The organism is Sorangium sp. So ce124 (genome assembly GCF_051525235.1).
In the GTDB taxonomy this organism is placed as follows: Bacteria; Myxococcota_A; Polyangia; order Polyangiales; family Polyangiaceae; genus Sorangium; species Sorangium atrum.
In genome coordinates, this window is sequence record NZ_CP150312.1 from 8693163 (window position 1) to 8708536 (window position 15374).

General features: G+C 71.5%; 13 protein-coding genes. 2 read left to right on the forward strand and 11 right to left on the reverse strand.

The genetic code is table 11. The features are described from left to right. Positions 1–12: 12 nt before the first annotated feature. The 8 genes from sat to WMF19_RS32530 all read right to left on the reverse strand — a co-directional run bounded on the left by sat (position 13) and on the right by WMF19_RS32530 (position 6473). Positions 13–1758, reverse strand: coding sequence for a sulfate adenylyltransferase (gene sat, locus WMF19_RS32495; RefSeq protein ID WP_437893927.1), 1746 nt, complete (start codon positions 1756–1758; stop codon positions 13–15). A 129-nt stretch (positions 1759–1887) separates the two neighbouring features. Beyond that, positions 1888–2460 (reverse strand): Mov34/MPN/PAD-1 family protein, encoded by a 573-nt coding sequence (locus tag WMF19_RS32500; protein WP_437323767.1) that lies wholly within the window; start codon positions 2458–2460, stop codon positions 1888–1890. After that, on the reverse strand, positions 2454–3404 hold the full coding sequence (locus tag WMF19_RS32505) for a PLP-dependent cysteine synthase family protein (protein ID WP_437323768.1): 951 nt from the start codon (positions 3402–3404) through the stop codon (positions 2454–2456). Before WMF19_RS32505 ends, WMF19_RS32500 begins: the two co-directional genes overlap by 7 nt. Further along, the gene (locus WMF19_RS32510) at positions 3401–3739 is read right to left on the reverse strand and encodes a hypothetical protein (RefSeq protein ID WP_437893928.1); all 339 of its coding nucleotides are present in this window, start codon (positions 3737–3739) and stop codon (positions 3401–3403) included. The genes WMF19_RS32505 and WMF19_RS32510 overlap by 4 nt, the downstream gene beginning before the upstream one ends. 1 nt (position 3740) lies before the next feature. Next, entirely contained in the window at positions 3741–4019 is a 279-nt protein-coding gene (locus tag WMF19_RS32515; RefSeq protein WP_012238383.1) for a MoaD/ThiS family protein, read from the reverse strand. Next, positions 4012–4908 carry a HesA/MoeB/ThiF family protein gene (locus WMF19_RS32520; protein WP_437893929.1) on the reverse strand — a complete coding sequence of 299 codons (897 nt, stop codon included), beginning with the start codon at positions 4906–4908 and terminating at the stop codon, positions 4012–4014. Before WMF19_RS32520 ends, WMF19_RS32515 begins: the two co-directional genes overlap by 8 nt. Then, the gene (gene cysK, locus WMF19_RS32525) at positions 4905–5984 is read right to left on the reverse strand and encodes a cysteine synthase A (RefSeq protein ID WP_437893930.1); all 1080 of its coding nucleotides are present in this window, start codon (positions 5982–5984) and stop codon (positions 4905–4907) included. Before cysK ends, WMF19_RS32520 begins: the two co-directional genes overlap by 4 nt. 9 nt (positions 5985–5993) lie before the next feature. After that, complete coding sequence (locus WMF19_RS32530; protein ID WP_437323772.1) at positions 5994–6473, reverse strand: RrF2 family transcriptional regulator; 480 nt, start codon at positions 6471–6473, stop codon at positions 5994–5996. A gap of 296 nt (positions 6474–6769) precedes the next feature. On the opposite strand from WMF19_RS32530, the gene WMF19_RS32535 reads away from it, so the two are divergent. After that, the gene (locus tag WMF19_RS32535; RefSeq protein ID WP_437893931.1) at positions 6770–8458 is read left to right on the forward strand and encodes an acyl-CoA dehydrogenase family protein; all 1689 of its coding nucleotides are present in this window, start codon (positions 6770–6772) and stop codon (positions 8456–8458) included. 497 nt (positions 8459–8955) lie between these two features. Then, positions 8956–9762 carry a helix-turn-helix domain-containing protein gene (locus WMF19_RS32540; protein WP_437893932.1) on the forward strand — a complete coding sequence of 269 codons (807 nt, stop codon included), beginning with the start codon at positions 8956–8958 and terminating at the stop codon, positions 9760–9762. 84 nt (positions 9763–9846) lie between these two features. On the opposite strand, the gene WMF19_RS32545 is transcribed toward WMF19_RS32540, so the two are convergent. The 3 genes from WMF19_RS32545 to WMF19_RS32555 form a co-directional block, all read right to left on the reverse strand. Continuing rightward, a complete protein-coding gene (locus WMF19_RS32545; protein WP_437893933.1) occupies positions 9847–11643 on the reverse strand; it encodes a hypothetical protein in 1797 nt (598 codons plus the stop codon). A 75-nt stretch (positions 11644–11718) separates the two neighbouring features. After that, positions 11719–13164, reverse strand: a complete 1446-nt coding sequence (locus WMF19_RS32550) for a hypothetical protein (protein ID WP_437893934.1) — start codon at positions 13162–13164, stop codon at positions 11719–11721. Beyond that, positions 13161–15371: a bifunctional metallophosphatase/5'-nucleotidase gene (locus tag WMF19_RS32555; RefSeq protein WP_437893935.1), complete on the reverse strand. Its 2211-nt coding sequence runs from the start codon at positions 15369–15371 to the stop codon at positions 13161–13163. The genes WMF19_RS32550 and WMF19_RS32555 overlap by 4 nt, the downstream gene beginning before the upstream one ends. Between the last annotated feature and the right edge of the window lie 3 nt (positions 15372–15374).

The following is a 15374-nucleotide window of genomic DNA, read 5'->3' on the forward strand; positions in this document are numbered from 1 at the left end:
AGGCGCCCGGGGCTACGACGAGCTGCGCATCGACTCGATGAGAATGCGCGCGACCTCCGGACGGGAGAACTCCGGCGGCGGCAGCTCGCCACGCTGGAGCAGCTCGCGCACCTTCGTCCCGGACAGATTGACCTGCGTCGACGCATCGCCAGGCGCCGTCTTCGCCGTGGCCATCGCGCCGACCACGGTCGAGTAGAACGCGTTCTCGAAGTTGAGCGTGGTGATGCCGAGCTCTCCGGGGCTGAAGGCATTGAAGATCTCCTGCGCGTCGTACGTGCCGTAGTAGCTGCCGACGCCGGCGTGATCGCGCCCCACGATGAAGTGGGAGCAGCCGTAGTTCTTCCGCGCCAGCGCGTGGAAGATCGCCTCGCGCGGCCCCGCGTAGCGCATCGCCGCCGGGTAGATCGAGAGCAGCACGCGGTCCTTCACATAGTACTTCGCGATGAGCTCCTCGTAGCAACGCATCCGCACGTCCGCCGGGATGTCGTCCGACTTGGTCGCGCCGACGAGCGGGTGGATCATCAGGCCGTCGCAGATCTCGAGCGCCGTCTTCGTGATGAACTCGTGCGCCCGGTGGATCGGGTTCCGCGTCTGGAACCCGACGATCCGGCGCCAGCCCTTCTCGGCGAAGTACGCCCGCGTCGTCGCCGGGCTCCGGTCGTACGTCGGGAACGCCGAGTCGACGGGCCGCTCCAGCACGCGGATCTCGCCGCCGACGTACACGGGGCCCGTGCTCATCAGGTACGCGACGCCCGGGTGCTTCGTCTCGGTCGTCCGGAACACCTCCTGCGCCTCGAGCTCCTTGTTGGGCCGCCACTTGTCGCTCAGCTCGATGACCGCGACGATGCGCCCGTCGCGCGCGCGGAGCGCCGCCTCGGAGCCCACGCGGAGCCCCTCGGCCGCCTGCTCGGAGACGGCGAGCGTGATCGGCATCGACCACGGAAGGCCGCTCTCGAGCCGCATCTCGCGCACGACGCGCAGGTAGTCCTTCGAGTTCATGAAGCCGCGCAGCGGGGAGAACGCCCCGATCGCGATCATCTCGACGTCGCTCTCGGTCCGCTCGTCGAGCTCGATGACCGGCAGCCCCTTCGCCCGCTCCGCGAGCGACGCCTTCGCCGCGCCCTCGACCCACCGGTTCACGAGCTCGCCGCCGTGCGGCGCGATGAGCCCGCGCGCGCCGCCCGCGGCCGCCCCCGCGGCGGCCGCGCCGGACACGGCGACCGCGGCGCCGCGGCGCGGGACGTAGCCGAGCTCCTCGAGCTTGGCGAGGATCTTGGCGAGGCTCTCCTCCTTCGTCTCCTTGCCGGTGTCGACGACCACCTCGGGGCTCTCGGGCGCCTCGTACGGATCGTCGATGCCCGTGAAGTTCTTGATCTCGCCCGCGAGCGCCTTCTTGTAGAGCCCCTTCGCGTCGCGCTCGGCGAGCACGGGGATCTCGCAGGAGCAGAACACCTCGACGAAGTGGGGGATCTGGGCCCGCTGCTCGTCACGGATCGCCTTGTAAGGGCTGATCGCGGCCGTCATCGCGCACGCGCCCGACCGGGCGATGAGCTTCGCCACGTATCCGATTCGCCGGATGTTCGTATCGCGGTCCTCCTTCGAGAACCCGAGGCCCTTCGAGAGGTTGGTGCGCACCTCGTCGCCGTCGAGCACCTCCACGTGGACGGAGCGGGCGCGGAGCTCGGCCGAGAGCATCGCCGCGAGCGTGCTCTTGCCAGCGCCGCTCAAACCGGTGAACCAGACAACAAAACCTGACATTTAGGCAACTCCTTCGATGATCAAGTGACGACTACGGACTCGGCCGCTCCGGGCCTCGGGTGCGGACCCCTCGACGAGCGGAGGAGGGCTGCGCGAGAGCGCGTGGACGCGCGCCCCGGCGCGATGAGCTCAATCGACGACGGAGAACGTCGACGCGACGAACGCGGCGCCGTCCCACACGAAGAGGCGGTGCTCGGCGATGCGGGGCGCCTCCTCCGGACGCCCTTCGCCGGAGCCGCCGCGCACGCTGGTGACGAGGAACGCGAGCGGGAACGCCGGCCCGGGCCCCATCACGATCGGGGCCCCTTCCTCGGCCGGCGGCTCGCCGCCGCTCATCATGGCAGCGTCCGTCGGGCTGAAGTAGGCGCCGGCGTCGAGGTGAGAGTGATAGAGCACCTTCACCGGGCGCCCCGCCGAGGCGCCCTTCTCGACGGCGTCGGAGAAGCGCTTGCCGTTGAAATCGAAGAACGTCCGCGCCGTCCGGAAGTACCGCTCCGGATCGACGGCGTGGAGCTTGTTCGCGATGTTGTCCATCCGGACGTGCTCGTCGCAGAGCAGCGGCTCGGCCGCGGGCCCCTTCAGGTACCCGCAGGCCTCCTCGTCGCGCGCGTAGCCCGCGAGCGCCTCGTCCTCGACCGCCTTGAGCACGCTCGCCTTGAGGACGACCCCGCCGGCGGTCCACGGCTGTGGAGACATCACCATAAGTAACGCTTCTCCCATTTCATGGGCGCAAAATAGCGGTCGCCCCGGTCCGGGACAATCGCCACGACGCACCCTCCTTGCTGTTCGCGGTGCAGGCGCTTCGCCACCTCGAAGGCCGCGAAGACGGCCGCGCCGCCCGAGTGCCCCACGTGCAGCGCCTCCTCGCGCGCGAGGCGATCGGACATGTCCCAGCCGTCCTCCGTCGTGATGCGCATCGTCTCGTGGTACGCGCCCTCGTCGTGGATGGCGGGCACGAGCGAGCTCGGCAGGTGCTTGAGCCCCTCCAGCCCGTGGAGCGCCTCCGTGGGCTCCACGGCGATGCAACGGATCGGGCGGTGGTGCTCGCGCAACCGCCGACTCGTCCCGACAATGGTGCCGCTCGTGCCGATGCCGGCCACGAAGTGCGTGATCCTGTCGCCGACCGCCTCCAGGATCTCGCGCGCCGTACCGTGGTAGTGGGCGAGCGGGTTGTCCTCGTTCGAGTACTGATCCGGGTAGAAGTACCGCTCCGGATCCTTCTCGACCAGCGAGCGCACGAGGCGGATGGCGCCGTCGGAGCCCTCCATCGGGTCGCTGAAGATGAGCTCCGTGCCGAACGCGCGCGCGATGTCCTTGCGCGCCTTCGACACGTTCGACGGCATGACGAGCGCCACCTTGAAGCCCATCGCCGCGCCGAAGAGCGAGTAGGCGACCCCGGTGTTGCCGCTCGTCGAGTCGATGAGCGTCTTCTGGCTGGTGAGGCGCCCGTCCGCGGCGGCGCGGGTCATCATCCGCAGCGCGGCGCGATCCTTCACCGAGCCGCCGGGGTTCGCGAACTCGAGCTTGGCGTAGACCTCGACCGACGGCGTCTCGCGGCCGACGCGCGAGAGGCGCAACAGCGGCGTGTCGCCCACGGCGTCGACGACCGACCCCAGGCGCCGGGAGCGGGCGAGCGAGTGCCTCATGACGGGTCGACCTCCCCCGCGCTCCCCTGCCCCGCGCTCCCTTGAGCCAGCGCGGCGCGCATCTCGGCGAGCGCCGCGCGCGCGCCCGCGAGCACGGCGCGCGCGGCGGGCGAGGCGACGAGCTCCGCGGGCGCGAGCGCAGCGAGGTCGATCGCGCCCTCCGCGAGCGCGCCGAAGCCGGCGCCGCGCGCGTAGCGCTCCGCCACCTCGTGCGCGAGCGGCGGCGCGTCCCTGCCGCCGCCGAGCACGCGCGCCGTCGCCGCCTTGAGCCTCGCTTGTCCCTCTGGACCGATCTCCGCGAGCAACACCTGGCGGAGATAGCGCGGGTCGTCCACCTCAGCCCCCGGCGATCGCGGGCACGATCGCCACCTGGTCACCGCCCTTCACGGGCGTCTTCAGCCCGTCGAGGAAGCGGATGTCCTCGTCGCCCACGAAGATGTTCACGAAGCGCCGCACGCCCTTCTCGTCGAGGAGTCGGTCGCGGATGCCGGGGTAGCTCTTCTCGAGGTTCTCGATCAGCTCGCCGACGGTGCCGCCGGCGGCTTTGACCTCGTCCTGCCCCCCGGTGAGCGTGCGGAGGGGGGTCGGGATGCGGACGGTCGCGGTGTCAGCCATGGTCTTGCTCTCCAGTCTTGAGGTGGGTCGAGGATCCGCTCTCGCGGTCCTTTTCAACTTCAACAGGGCTCGGGGATCCGCTCTCGCGGTTCCCTTCAACGTGGGTCGGGGATCCGCTCTCGCGGTCCCCTTCAACGTGGGTCGGGGATCCGCTCTCGGCCGCGCACGCGACGACGTAGCGGGATGCGTCGATCGTCGCGATCGCGGCGCGCGCCCCGCAGAGGTCGCAGGCGGGCCGCGCGGAGACAGGAACGCTGCGCAGCGTGTCCGTGAGGCCGTCGTACGTCGCGATCCGGCCGAAGATCGACGCGTCGCCCGCGAGGATCGCCAGCGCGCGATCCGCCGCGATCGCGCCGGCCACGCCGCACACCGGGCCAGCCACGCCGGCCGTGGCGCAATCCGGCGCGTCCCCGGTCGGCAGGTCCTCGAACAGGCAGCGGTAGCAGGGCGCCCCCTCCCCCGCGACCGCCATCACCGTCGCGCGCCAGCGGATCGCAGCGGCATGGACCACCGGCGTCCTCGTCAGGCGGCACACGTCGGCGATCAGGAACCGCGACGCGAAGTTGTCGGTCGCGTCGACCACCACGGAGACGCCCGGCATCAGCCCCGCCGCCGCGCTCGGCGCGAAGCGGCCGTAGCGGCGATCGACACGGAGCCCGGGGAAGCGGCGGCGCAGCGCCTCCGCGAACGCGTCGAGCTTCGGCCGCCCGACGTCGTCGTCGTCGAACAGGATCTGACGATGCAAGTTCGTCAGCTCGACCTGGTCGTCGTCCGCGACCCGCAGCTCCCGCACCCCGGCAGCGGCGAGCGCGAGCGCGGCGGGCGCGGCGATCCCCCCCGCCCCGACGAGGAGGACGCACCCGCGGATCGCCTCGCCGCCGCCGCTCATCGGAAATACTCGTCCAGGCTGAAGTAGCGCTCGCCGGTGTCGCAGAGGACGGTCACCACGTTGGCGTCGGGGCCGAGCTCGCGGGCGACGTCGAGCGCGACGCGCACCGCGGCGCCCGCGCTGATGCCGACGAGCAGCCCCTCCTGCCGGGCCAGCGCCGCCTTCGTGTCGTACGCCGCGCGATCGCTGACCGTCCGCACCTCGTCGACCACGCTCGGATCGTAGTTCGTGGGGACGAACCCGGCGGCGAGCCCCTGGATCTTGGTGGGCCCGCGCTCGCCGCGCGAGATCGTCGCGCACGACTCGGGCTCGACCGCGATGACGCGCGTCGCCCGGCGGAGCCGCTTGAGCACGCGCCCGACGCCGCTCACCGACCCGCCCGTCCCCACGCCGGCGACGAACGCGTCGATCGTCAGCGACTGCCGGGGACCGGGCCGCCCCGGCGCGTCGAGGCCGGCCATCGCGTGCAGGATCTCCCGCGCGGTCGTCTCCGCGTGGACGCGCGGGTTGTCGGGGTTGTCGAACTGGCTGAGGATGAGCGCCCCCGGGATGTCGGCCGCGAGCTCGCGCGCCCGGGCGATGGCCCCCTCCATCTGCAGCTCGGGCTCGGTCAGGACGACCTCCGCGCCGTAGGCCTCGAGCAGCTGGCGCCGCTCCAGGCTCATGCTCGCCGGCATCGTCAGGATGCAGCGGTACCCCTTCGCCGCGCACACGATCGCGAGCCCGATCCCGGTGTTCCCCGACGTGGGCTCGATGACCACGCCGCCCGCGCCGAGCAGCCCGCGCGCCTCGGCGCCCTCGATCATCGCGAGGCAGATCCGGTCCTTCAGCGAGCCGCCCGGGTTCTGCTGCTCGGCCTTCCCGAAGACGCGCCCCCGGGGCGTCGCCGCGTCGACGCGGCGGATCTCGTAGAGCGGCGTGTCGCCGACGAGGTCGAGGAGGCTGTCGACGACGCGCGGGTGCGACGGCAGCGGCGGGAGCTGCGCTGCGCCCTCCGCGGGTATGCCGGGTACGCCGGGTGCGCCGGGTGCGCCGGGTGCGCCGGTGGATTGTGAGGATCGTTCGGGGCTGCTCATGGTGTCGGCTCAGATCACGTAGGTCGAGCGCTCTGGCCGCCCCTTGCGGCGCACGCCGAGCTCGACGCCGCGCTCGCAGACGTCGGCGATCGAGACCGAGTCGAAGCAGCGCTCGATCGCGAGCGCCAGATCGTGGAACACGGCCGTGGGCGGGTCGAGCGGCGAGCCCTCCGGCCTGCCGTCGTCATCCGGCGCGATCACGGCGACCGGCCCCTCCAGGGCGCGGACGACGTCGCCCAGGCTGATCTCGCTCGCGGGCCGCGCGAGGTGATAACCGCCGCGCGGCCCCCGCTTCGAGCTGATGAGCCCGGCTTTCTTCAGGTCCTGGAAGATCTGCTCCAGGAAGCGCGCAGGGATGAGCTCTCTCTCAGAGATCTCGCGGATCTGGGTCGGCCGCCCGTCGTTGTGGAATGCGATATCGAACAATGCGCGCACACCGTAGCGACCCTTGTTCGAGAGCTTCACCGCCAGCCATATGCATTGGTGCATCGGAGAAGTCAAGAACGGCACATTCAGCGACTTACCCTTCTTTCCGTGCGACACAGCACCCGAACAGCGCACAAAAACCGGCGGTCGCGGCGAAATTACCAGCAGAGGTTCACCGTTCGCCGCGTCGCCGCGACGCGGCCTCGGCTTCCTGTTGAACCGGATGGGACGGGTTCAGTAGCTTCGAGCTCTATCGAGGCTGCGAGTCGCCGCGCGTGCACGGAGGGGCGCGCGGAACGTGATCGGCGCGCGGGCGTCGCACGGTTCGGGTTGCGGCGCACCAACCTAGGAGTCGGCCGGTGGCTTTCTATCAAGACCCCCCCACACTCGGGAACCAGTACGACGACGACCGCGTGCTGCGGTCCTATCTCGCGCGGGCCCTGCCGCGCGAGGTGGCCGCGTCGATAACCCCTTCGCTGCGGGAGATGGGCGAGCTCGCCGGCGGCCGCCTGTACCAGCTGCAGCTCGCCGATCGCGCGAACGAGCCGAAGCTCACGTCGTGGGACGCCTGGGGAAGGCGCGTCGACCAGGTCGAGGTGACCCAGCTCTGGAAGGAGGCGGCCCGGATCGCGTGCGAGCGGGGGGTCGTCGCGACGGCCTACGAGCGGGCGCACGGCGCTTTCTCGCGCGTCCATCAGTTCGCGCTGGCGTACCTCTTCGACGCGTCGAGCGACGTGTACACGTGCCCGCTCGCGATGACCGACGGCGCCGCGCGGACGCTCCTCGCGAGCGGCAACCACGCGCTCATCGACCGCGCCGTGCCCCGGCTGACGAGCCGCGACCCCGCCGCCGCGTGGACCTCGGGCCAGTGGATGACCGAGCGCACCGGCGGCTCGGACGTGGGGCGGAGCGAGACGGCGGCGCGCCTCGGCCCCGACGGGGCCTACCGGCTCCACGGGACGAAGTGGTTCGCCTCGGCCACCACGTCGGAGATGGCGCTCACGCTCGCGCGCCCCGAGGGCAACCCCGAGGGCAGCCGCGGCCTCGCGCTCTTCTACGTGGAGCTCGCGGGCGAGGCGGGCCGCCGCGAGGGCGTGCTGATCAACCGGCTGAAGGACAAGCTAGGGACGCGCAAGGTGCCGACCGCCGAGCTCACGCTCGACGGGGTCCTCGCCACGCCGGTGGCGGGCCTCTCGAACGGCGTCCGGGCGATCGCGCCGATGCTCAACGTGACGCGCACATGGAACGCGATCGGCGCCATCGCGGGGATGCGCCGGGGGCTCGCGCTGGCGCGCTCGTACGCCCAGAGCCGAGTCCAGTTCGGCACGACGCTGGCGGAGAAGCCGCTGCACATGGACACGCTCGCCGAGCTCCAGGCCGAGTTCGAGGGCGCCTTCCACCTGACCTTCCGCGCGATCGAGCTGCTCGGGCGCGAGGAGACGGGCTCGCTCACCGACTCGGAGGCCAAGCTGCTGCGGCTGATCATCCCGCTCGCGAAGCTCACGACCGCCAAGCAGGCGGTGTCGGTGCTGAGCGAGGTGCTCGAGGCGTTCGGCGGGGCCGGCTACGTCGAGGACACGGGCCTGCCGCGCCTGCTCAGGGACGCGCAGGTCCTCACGATCTGGGAGGGCACGACGAACGTGCTCGCCCTCGACGCGCTGCGGGTGATCCTGAAGGACGGCTCGCTCGACATCCTCGCGGCCGAGGTGGCGCGCCTCCTGACCGGCGTGGTCGAGCCGAAGCTCGCCGAGGCCGAGACGTCCGCGTCGCGCGCGGTGTCGCACGCCCGCGCGTGGATCAAGGAGATGGCCTCCGCCGACCGCCCCGGCCTCGAGGCGGGCGCCCGCCGGGTCGCGATCACGCTGGGCCGGGCGCTGCAGCTCGCCCTGCTCGTGCGACACGCCGCGTGGGCCATCGACCGCGAGCGCAGCCGGACCGCGCTGGCCGCCGCCGTCCAGTTCGAGCGCAACGGCGTCGACTGCATCCGGGACCACGATCGCGACACGATCGAGGCCCTCGCCGAGACGCGACAGCGGCCCGACACCTGAACAAACGGTGGGGTCCACCCACTGAACAGATCCCTCCGGCAACCCGGGTGCGGCGACGGCGCGAGGCGGGCCTGGCGCGGTGATCCGTGCCCATCCGCGCGCCTCGACGATTTTTCCTGGGCCGCGCCGCGTTCTGATCATACGGAATTAACGTTTGGTTTCGGACGGTTGCGAACGCGTGTCCGCCCTGGAAGCGGACGGCATTTGTCCTAGCGGCTTGCGAAGGCACTAGACGGGACAACCTGAACGGGCTTACAGTAATGCGTAGCTGCGGCGCTGAACGCGTGCCCGACGCGGGCGACGTGCGGGCGGGCCCGTCCATCGAGGCGGGCTCCGCCGGCGCGGCGTCCCCGGTGGGGTGAGATCCGCCTGCGCGTGCCTCCGGCGCGTGCGTGGGACTTCGTCCGCCTCCTGGACGGATCGGGCTCGCGTGGCCCCGGGCACGCGTGCGGCGCGCGGTGTGGGCGAGCGCACACGACGAGCTGCGAAGAGGCGAGATGAAGACGCAATACACGCTGCTGTCCGGCGAGACGGTCGAGTTCCCGACGCCGGCGGGCGAGCTCGGCGCCTTTCTGTCCCGGGTCCTTGTGGCGGCCAGGGATCCGTCGGTGTCCGACGTCGAGCTGCTGGATCTCGTGCTCGGCCAGGAGAACCCGTTGCTGGACAGGACCGCCGTCGCGGGCCGGAGCGTCGCGACCGCCGACGTGTACCGCGACCCGACCTTCCACGTGATGCTCGACTGCGTCGCGCGGAAGCGCCTGCCGCCCGACTCGGCGGTCCTCACGCCGCGCACGCGCTTCACGATGACGGTGCCGGACGCCGCGCAGCGGCTCGGCATCTCGGAGAGCGCTGTGCGCCAGGCGATCTACGCGGGGCGGCTGCGCGCGAGCAAGGAAGGGGGCACCTACTACCTCGATCCGCAGTCGGTGGCGGGCTACCGGGTGAGCAAGCGGGGACCGCGGCGCCAGGACCAGATGGCGAAGGGACCGCCCGGGGCCGCGCTCGACGCGCGCATCGGCTCGGGGCCGGACGCGAGCTTCCGGGTGAAGCACAGCCGCGACGACTTCGAGCTGACGGAGAAGCGCGGCCCCGAGTGGACGGGCATGATCCCGGCGGGGTGGCGGCGGATCGCTGTGCTGGGCACGTCGAAGGACCGCTCGCGCTACTGGGAGATCGAGCCCGCCGAGGGCGAGAGCGTGCTGCACTTCGAGGGCTTCTACCTGCGCGGCGGCTTCCGCATCGTCGAGACCGTGAGCACGTCGCAGCGGGCCGTGGCGGCGTTCAAGGATTTCGAGCCGCGATGAGCGGCGGCGGCGGAGGCGCGGTGAGCGGGGGAAACGCAGGCGCGGCGAGCGGGCGCCGCGGGCGCGCGCATCGCGGGCGTCGGGTCAGAAGCGGGCCTGGAAGCTCGTGCCGAGGCCGAAGAAGTCGGGGTTCACGAAGGTGCGCAGGGCCACGGTTCCCTCGGAGGGATCGCGCTCCATGAACGTGCCGTTGTTGTCACGCACAACCTGAGCCCACGCCACCGCGGAGAGGATCTTGCTGATATCCCACTTGAGGCTCACGCGGGCCTGGAAGATGGGCACAGCCGAGGCGTTGAAGGGGAGGATCGACACATTCCCCTGGTCTCGGACGACGGACGTGCGCGCGATCACCGCGCTCATGGTGTCGATGGACATCGTCCTGAACGCGGCGGGGAACTGCAGGCCGACGCCAAGGCCGGGCGTGAGCCGCGCGGATGCGAGGTAGTAGTCGGCCGCGAGCGCGAAGAACAGCTCGTCGGCCGTCGAGGTCTGGGCGGTCTTCGGGATCGTCTGGAAGGGGATGAAGCTCGGCTGGTTGCGCAGCACGAACGGCAGGTCCCTGTAAATGCCGGTGACGCTCGCGCGCGCGTATCCGGACTTGACGACCGCCTGGAGGGCGCCGGCGCGTGCCGGCTGATGGGTGGTGGCGCCGGCGGACTCGAAGTCCTTGAGGTTCTGGAAGAGGTTCGTCGCCTCGAGGATCACTGCCCATGTCGTCTTGCCCGGCGTGTACGTCTCGGGCTTGAAGATGATCTGCGGCTTGTCGGGATCGTTGCGATAGAGGAGGAAGTCGACCGACTGCGGGATGGGCTCGTTCCTGGCATGCGCGACGATCCGGGCCGAGGCGCCGTAGGTGTAGACCGGGTCGCCGGCGACGTCGGGCAAGTCGAAGCGGCCCTGCTGGAAGTAGCCGGCGCCAAGGTCGACGTGAACGGAGGGGTGGAGATCGGCTTCCCCGCCAAGGAGAAAGCCCCAGTTGGTCTGAGCGATTCGGATCTCCTCGGTCTCGCTCGTGCCCGGGGTGCGCACCTCCTGGACCTGGGTGAGGCTCGCGACCTTGAACCCCGCGTACACGCTGAACCGGTCGGAGTCGAGCTGGACCTTCGCGCCGGGCGCGGTTCCGATGATGCGCGGGAAGATGGACTGGTTGGCGGAGGCGTTCGTCCCGCCCCACGAGATCTCGTAGAGGTAGCCCAGTCGAAACCGGTCCGTGTCGATGGGCCAGAGCGTGACGCCGATACCGGTCTTCCCCTCTGCCTTGCCGTCGGTGTGACAGAAGGCGCGAATGAACGATCCCGCGTCGTAAAACGCCTGATTGACGTTGTTGTCGTTCCTGGACAGCGCGGCGAGATCGATGCGCAGGATGAGCGAAGCCTCGGTGTCGAGCCGCTCGATGAACCCCGGCATCCTCTTGTAGAGCGCGAGGTGCGTCAGGTTCTCGCGCCCGGTGAAGCGGGAGTTGAGGTTGTCGAAGAAGAGCCGGTATTGCTTCCGATCGCCGACGCTGAGGTTCGGCGAGAGCGGCTGCGCCTGGCCGGTGTCGTGGAGCAGATCGTCGTCCCCGAGCGTCCACGTGAGGCGCGTGTCCATCGCGTCCCCCACGCGGACGGGCGGCTCCTCGGCCGCCGGCGGCAGGTAGGGCTCGAGCCGTGGGAGGGTGGGGACAGCCGGCGCGGGTGCGGGCTGCGAGATCGGAGACGCCGTGGCCGGCGCGGCGGCCGCTGGGGCCGGCGCGGCCTGGTCCGGGCCCGGCGGCACCGGCGCTGGCGCCGCAGGCGCAGCAGGACCGGGCGGCGGCTGCGGCTGCCCTAGCGCCGGCGGCGCGAGCGTGAACAGCAAGGCCCCGGAGACAGCAGGGGCGAGGAGCGCGCTTCGGTGCATGTCGGGAGGTGGCTTTCGTGGGCCTGGGGGATCCGGCGGGCGCGGCGCGACCGCGGCGAAGGTGAAGAGAGGTGGCTAGTTGGTCTCGGCGTCGTTGTCGTCGAGGCTGCGCGTCCGGACACAGGCCTCCTTCGAGGGCTTCGTTGCGGGCGCGCAGCCGGGCGCCGCGCAGACGAGGTCGTCCGGGCAGCGGGCTTCGATCGTCCAGTTCAGCGAGCCGCCCGAGAAGTTCCGGAGCGTGCCAGTCACCGCGTCGATCACCTCGCCCCGGTGGGACGTCGGATCGAAGGCGCTCACCGTGCCCGTCTGGATCTGGATCATGCTCGACCCGTCCGTGATCTTGTAATTGCCGCGCGCGGCGTAGCTCGTCCACTCGCTGCACTCGGGGTCGGCCGAGCACGCGTTCGCGCAGCTCCGCTCGGCCTGGCTGTCGAAATCGACCCGCCCGTCGCCGTTCAGATCGCAGTTCGACTGCTCCGCGGCGAAGACGTTGTCCCTCGCGGACCTCGGACCGAAGCGCTCGCCGATGTGGAACCCCTCGACGCGCACGAGCCCGCTCTCGAGGCGCTCCATGGCCGAGGCGCCGGCGATCGTGGGCCCGTCGAGCGCCGTCGGCTCCGGGACCAGGCACTCCGCTCCTCGCTGCTCGCGCGCGATCTCGTACGAAGGGAACGAGAGCTCGGTGAAGCCGAAGAACTCGTCGACGGTGCCGGCGAGGTACTCGAGCCGATCGCAGACACGCATGTTGGAAGGTGTGTTGAAATTGTACGCGAAGAGGTGGTTGAAGCCGCTCCCCTGGCCCGTCAGATCGGTGACGTAGAAGCCGTCGCTCGAGACGCGCGTGACGACGACCTGCTGGGGAGCCGCTGTGTTGATCTGCATCGCTTCGGTCGGGTAGGGCGTCGCCGGGCCGCCGCCCTGCACGTCGGCGATGCGCGGCACGGCGTAAGCGACCGGCTTCGAGACGCCGGCGCTGAAGGAGCCGCCCTCCTCGGTGTCGTCGTCCGCGAAGGCGCACCCGGGATCTGCAGGGAAATCGACGAGCACGTCGCCCGGCGCGTCATCGTCGACACCGTTGGCGCACGCGGGCCGGTCTCCCCGGGACGCGGGCCGGTAGCCGACGTCCTCGACCCACAGCCGGGTGGGCCCGTAGACGGCCGTCACGTGGGCGATCCCCTCGGCGACGCCCCCCCGCAGGCGGATGTTGCGGCCGACCGCGATGCCCTCGTCCTCGGCCGCGACGTCGAGCACCGCCCCGGGATCGACGCTGAGCCTGACCATTCCGCCGAAGGGCGCCCGGCGGCCGGCAGCGTCGCGCGCCTCGATCCTGAACGACCAGGCGTCCACCGTGTCGCCGCGGTTGGCCGGCAACGGCGCCTCGGCGGAGGGCGGCGCTTCCCCGTTCACCTGCTCGACCTGGACCCAGAAGCTCGAGACGCCCCGGGGCGGCTCGAAGTCGCTGCTGCACCCGGCGAGCGCGGCGGCCGCGAGCGCCGCTCGATGCCGCGCCCGCGGCGTCACTGGCCCACCATCCGCAAGCGGCCGTCGGAGAAGTTGCCGAGCCGCCGGTCGACGCACGCCAGGTACTTGCACTGCTCGCCCGCGGCGCTGCACGGGGCGAGCGCGCTCTCGCACCGCTCCCGCACCCAGTCGGTCGGGGCCTCGGCGCAGACGTCGCGCTGGTAGGCGGCGACGTCGTCGCGGCAACGCGCGAGCACACACGCGCCCCGGGAGCACGGCGCGGCGCCTGTCTTGCACGCCTGCCCCTCGACCACCGACTCGGGGCACGCGCAGACGAAGCCCTCGCCCACGCCCGCGCAGTCGGCGTCCCGCCGGCACGACGCGAGCTCTCCGCGCTCGTCCGCGCCGCACGGGCTGCCCGCGCGGATGTGGTCGATCAGCGCGTCGCGCTGCTGCACCTGGGTGTCGAGCTGCGTCGTGTTGCGCTGGAGCACGCGGAACCCGCTGCCGCCCTCGGCGAGGTAGCTCGACGTCGCGAGCTCGTAGGTCGCGATCGGATCGATCGGCTGCCAGCACCGGCTCGCCTCGACGTCGCAGCTGCCCACCTCGCCGCCCGGACAGTCGGCGTCGCCGTTCGGGCACGCGATCGCCGGCTGGCGCGCGCCGATGTACACGTGGGTCGCGACGCCCGGCGCGGCGCCGCCTTCGGAGCGCGCGGCGCAGTCGATGACGACCCGCGCGCCCGCGATCTGCGCCTGCGAGACGCACCCGCGGCCGCTCGATCGGCGCGCCACGAGGTCGAAGAGCTCCTGCACCTCGAGGCCGGAGAGCTGCATCTTCGAGATCGAGTTGTCGAAGGGGAAGATGTTGAACATCTGCTCGACCGTCACCGGGCCGGGCGCGAGGTCGGCGCGGATGCCTGTCGTGTTCGTGAGCGCGAAGTCGGTCTGGATGCCGAGGCGCAGCCACATCGCCCCGGCGATGAGGTTGCCGAGCGGCGGGTCGCCGCCGCTCGGCGAGGCGCCGCGGGAGCCGCCCGGCGCGTAGCCGACCAGCAGATCGAGGTTCGCGAGCGCGTCGAGCCCCTGCGCGTACGGCTCGAGCGCCGAGGCGACGATCGGATCGGCGGGCACGTCCTCAGTCACGGGGAAGAGCTCGTACCGATCCGAGAGCACCTCGAAGCCGTTCAGCGGGTCGTAGCCGCCCCCGAGCTCGGAGGCGTCCCTGGACAGCACGAGGTCGAGCCGGCCCACGAACTTCGCGAACGCGCCGGAGTGCGCGAGCACCACGTCGCGCGGCGTGCAGTAGCGCCGGCGCTTCGCGCCCTCCCCGGGGGAGCGCTCGTCGTTCAGGAGGATGTAGTGGCTCTGCTGCTCCTCGTCGTAGTACCGCGAGCAGTCGCGGACGCGCTTCGGCGGCTGCAGGACGATATGGTTGTGCCCGCCGAGCACGACGTCGATGCCCGTCGTGGTCTCGATCATCCGCTCGTCGCCGTCGAGGCCGAGGTGGGTGACGAAGACGATGACGTCCACCGTGGGGCGGAGCAGATCGACGTAGAACTGGGCGACCTCGGTCGTGTTCAGCGGGGTGACACCGAGCCGGTTCGGCGCCTCGAAGATCGATGTCAGGCTGGAGAGGTTGCCCATCCCGACGACGCCGACCTTGAGGCCCTCGAGGTCGAAGACCGTGAACGGCTGCAGGATGGCGCCGAGCGGAGAGGCGCCGGGCTGCGCGGGGTCCTCGAGCTGGTAGTTCGCCGCAAGGACGGGGAAGCCGGCGTTCTGCTGGAGCTGGATGCCGAGGTTCAGCGCGCCGCGGTCGAACTCGTGGTTGGCGACGATCATGGCGTCGACGCCCATCGCGCCGAGGGCGCGGATCTCGGCCTCTCCGGAGTAGAAATTGAAGATCGGCGCCCCCTGGAAACAGTCTCCTCCGTCGAGGTGCAGCGCGCGCGACGACCGGGCGCGCTCGCGGCCGAGGAGATGGGACATGCGCGCGGCGCCGCCGACGTTGACGATCGAGGTGGCCGCGCCGAGGCCGAGCCCCGCGTCCACCTGGCCGAGCTGCAGGTTGTACGGGAAGAGCCGCGAGTGGATGTCCGACGTGTGGAGCAGCGTCAGGTGCACCTGGCCGACGAGCCGCGTCGGCGGCGCCTCCTCCTCGCAGCCCGCCGCGCACAGGCCGAGCGCCACCGCGCAGGCGGCCAGCGCGCGCGCCACGCCGGACGCGACCGGCGCCGCAGGCGTCGGCTCCACCGCACCGAGCACGCC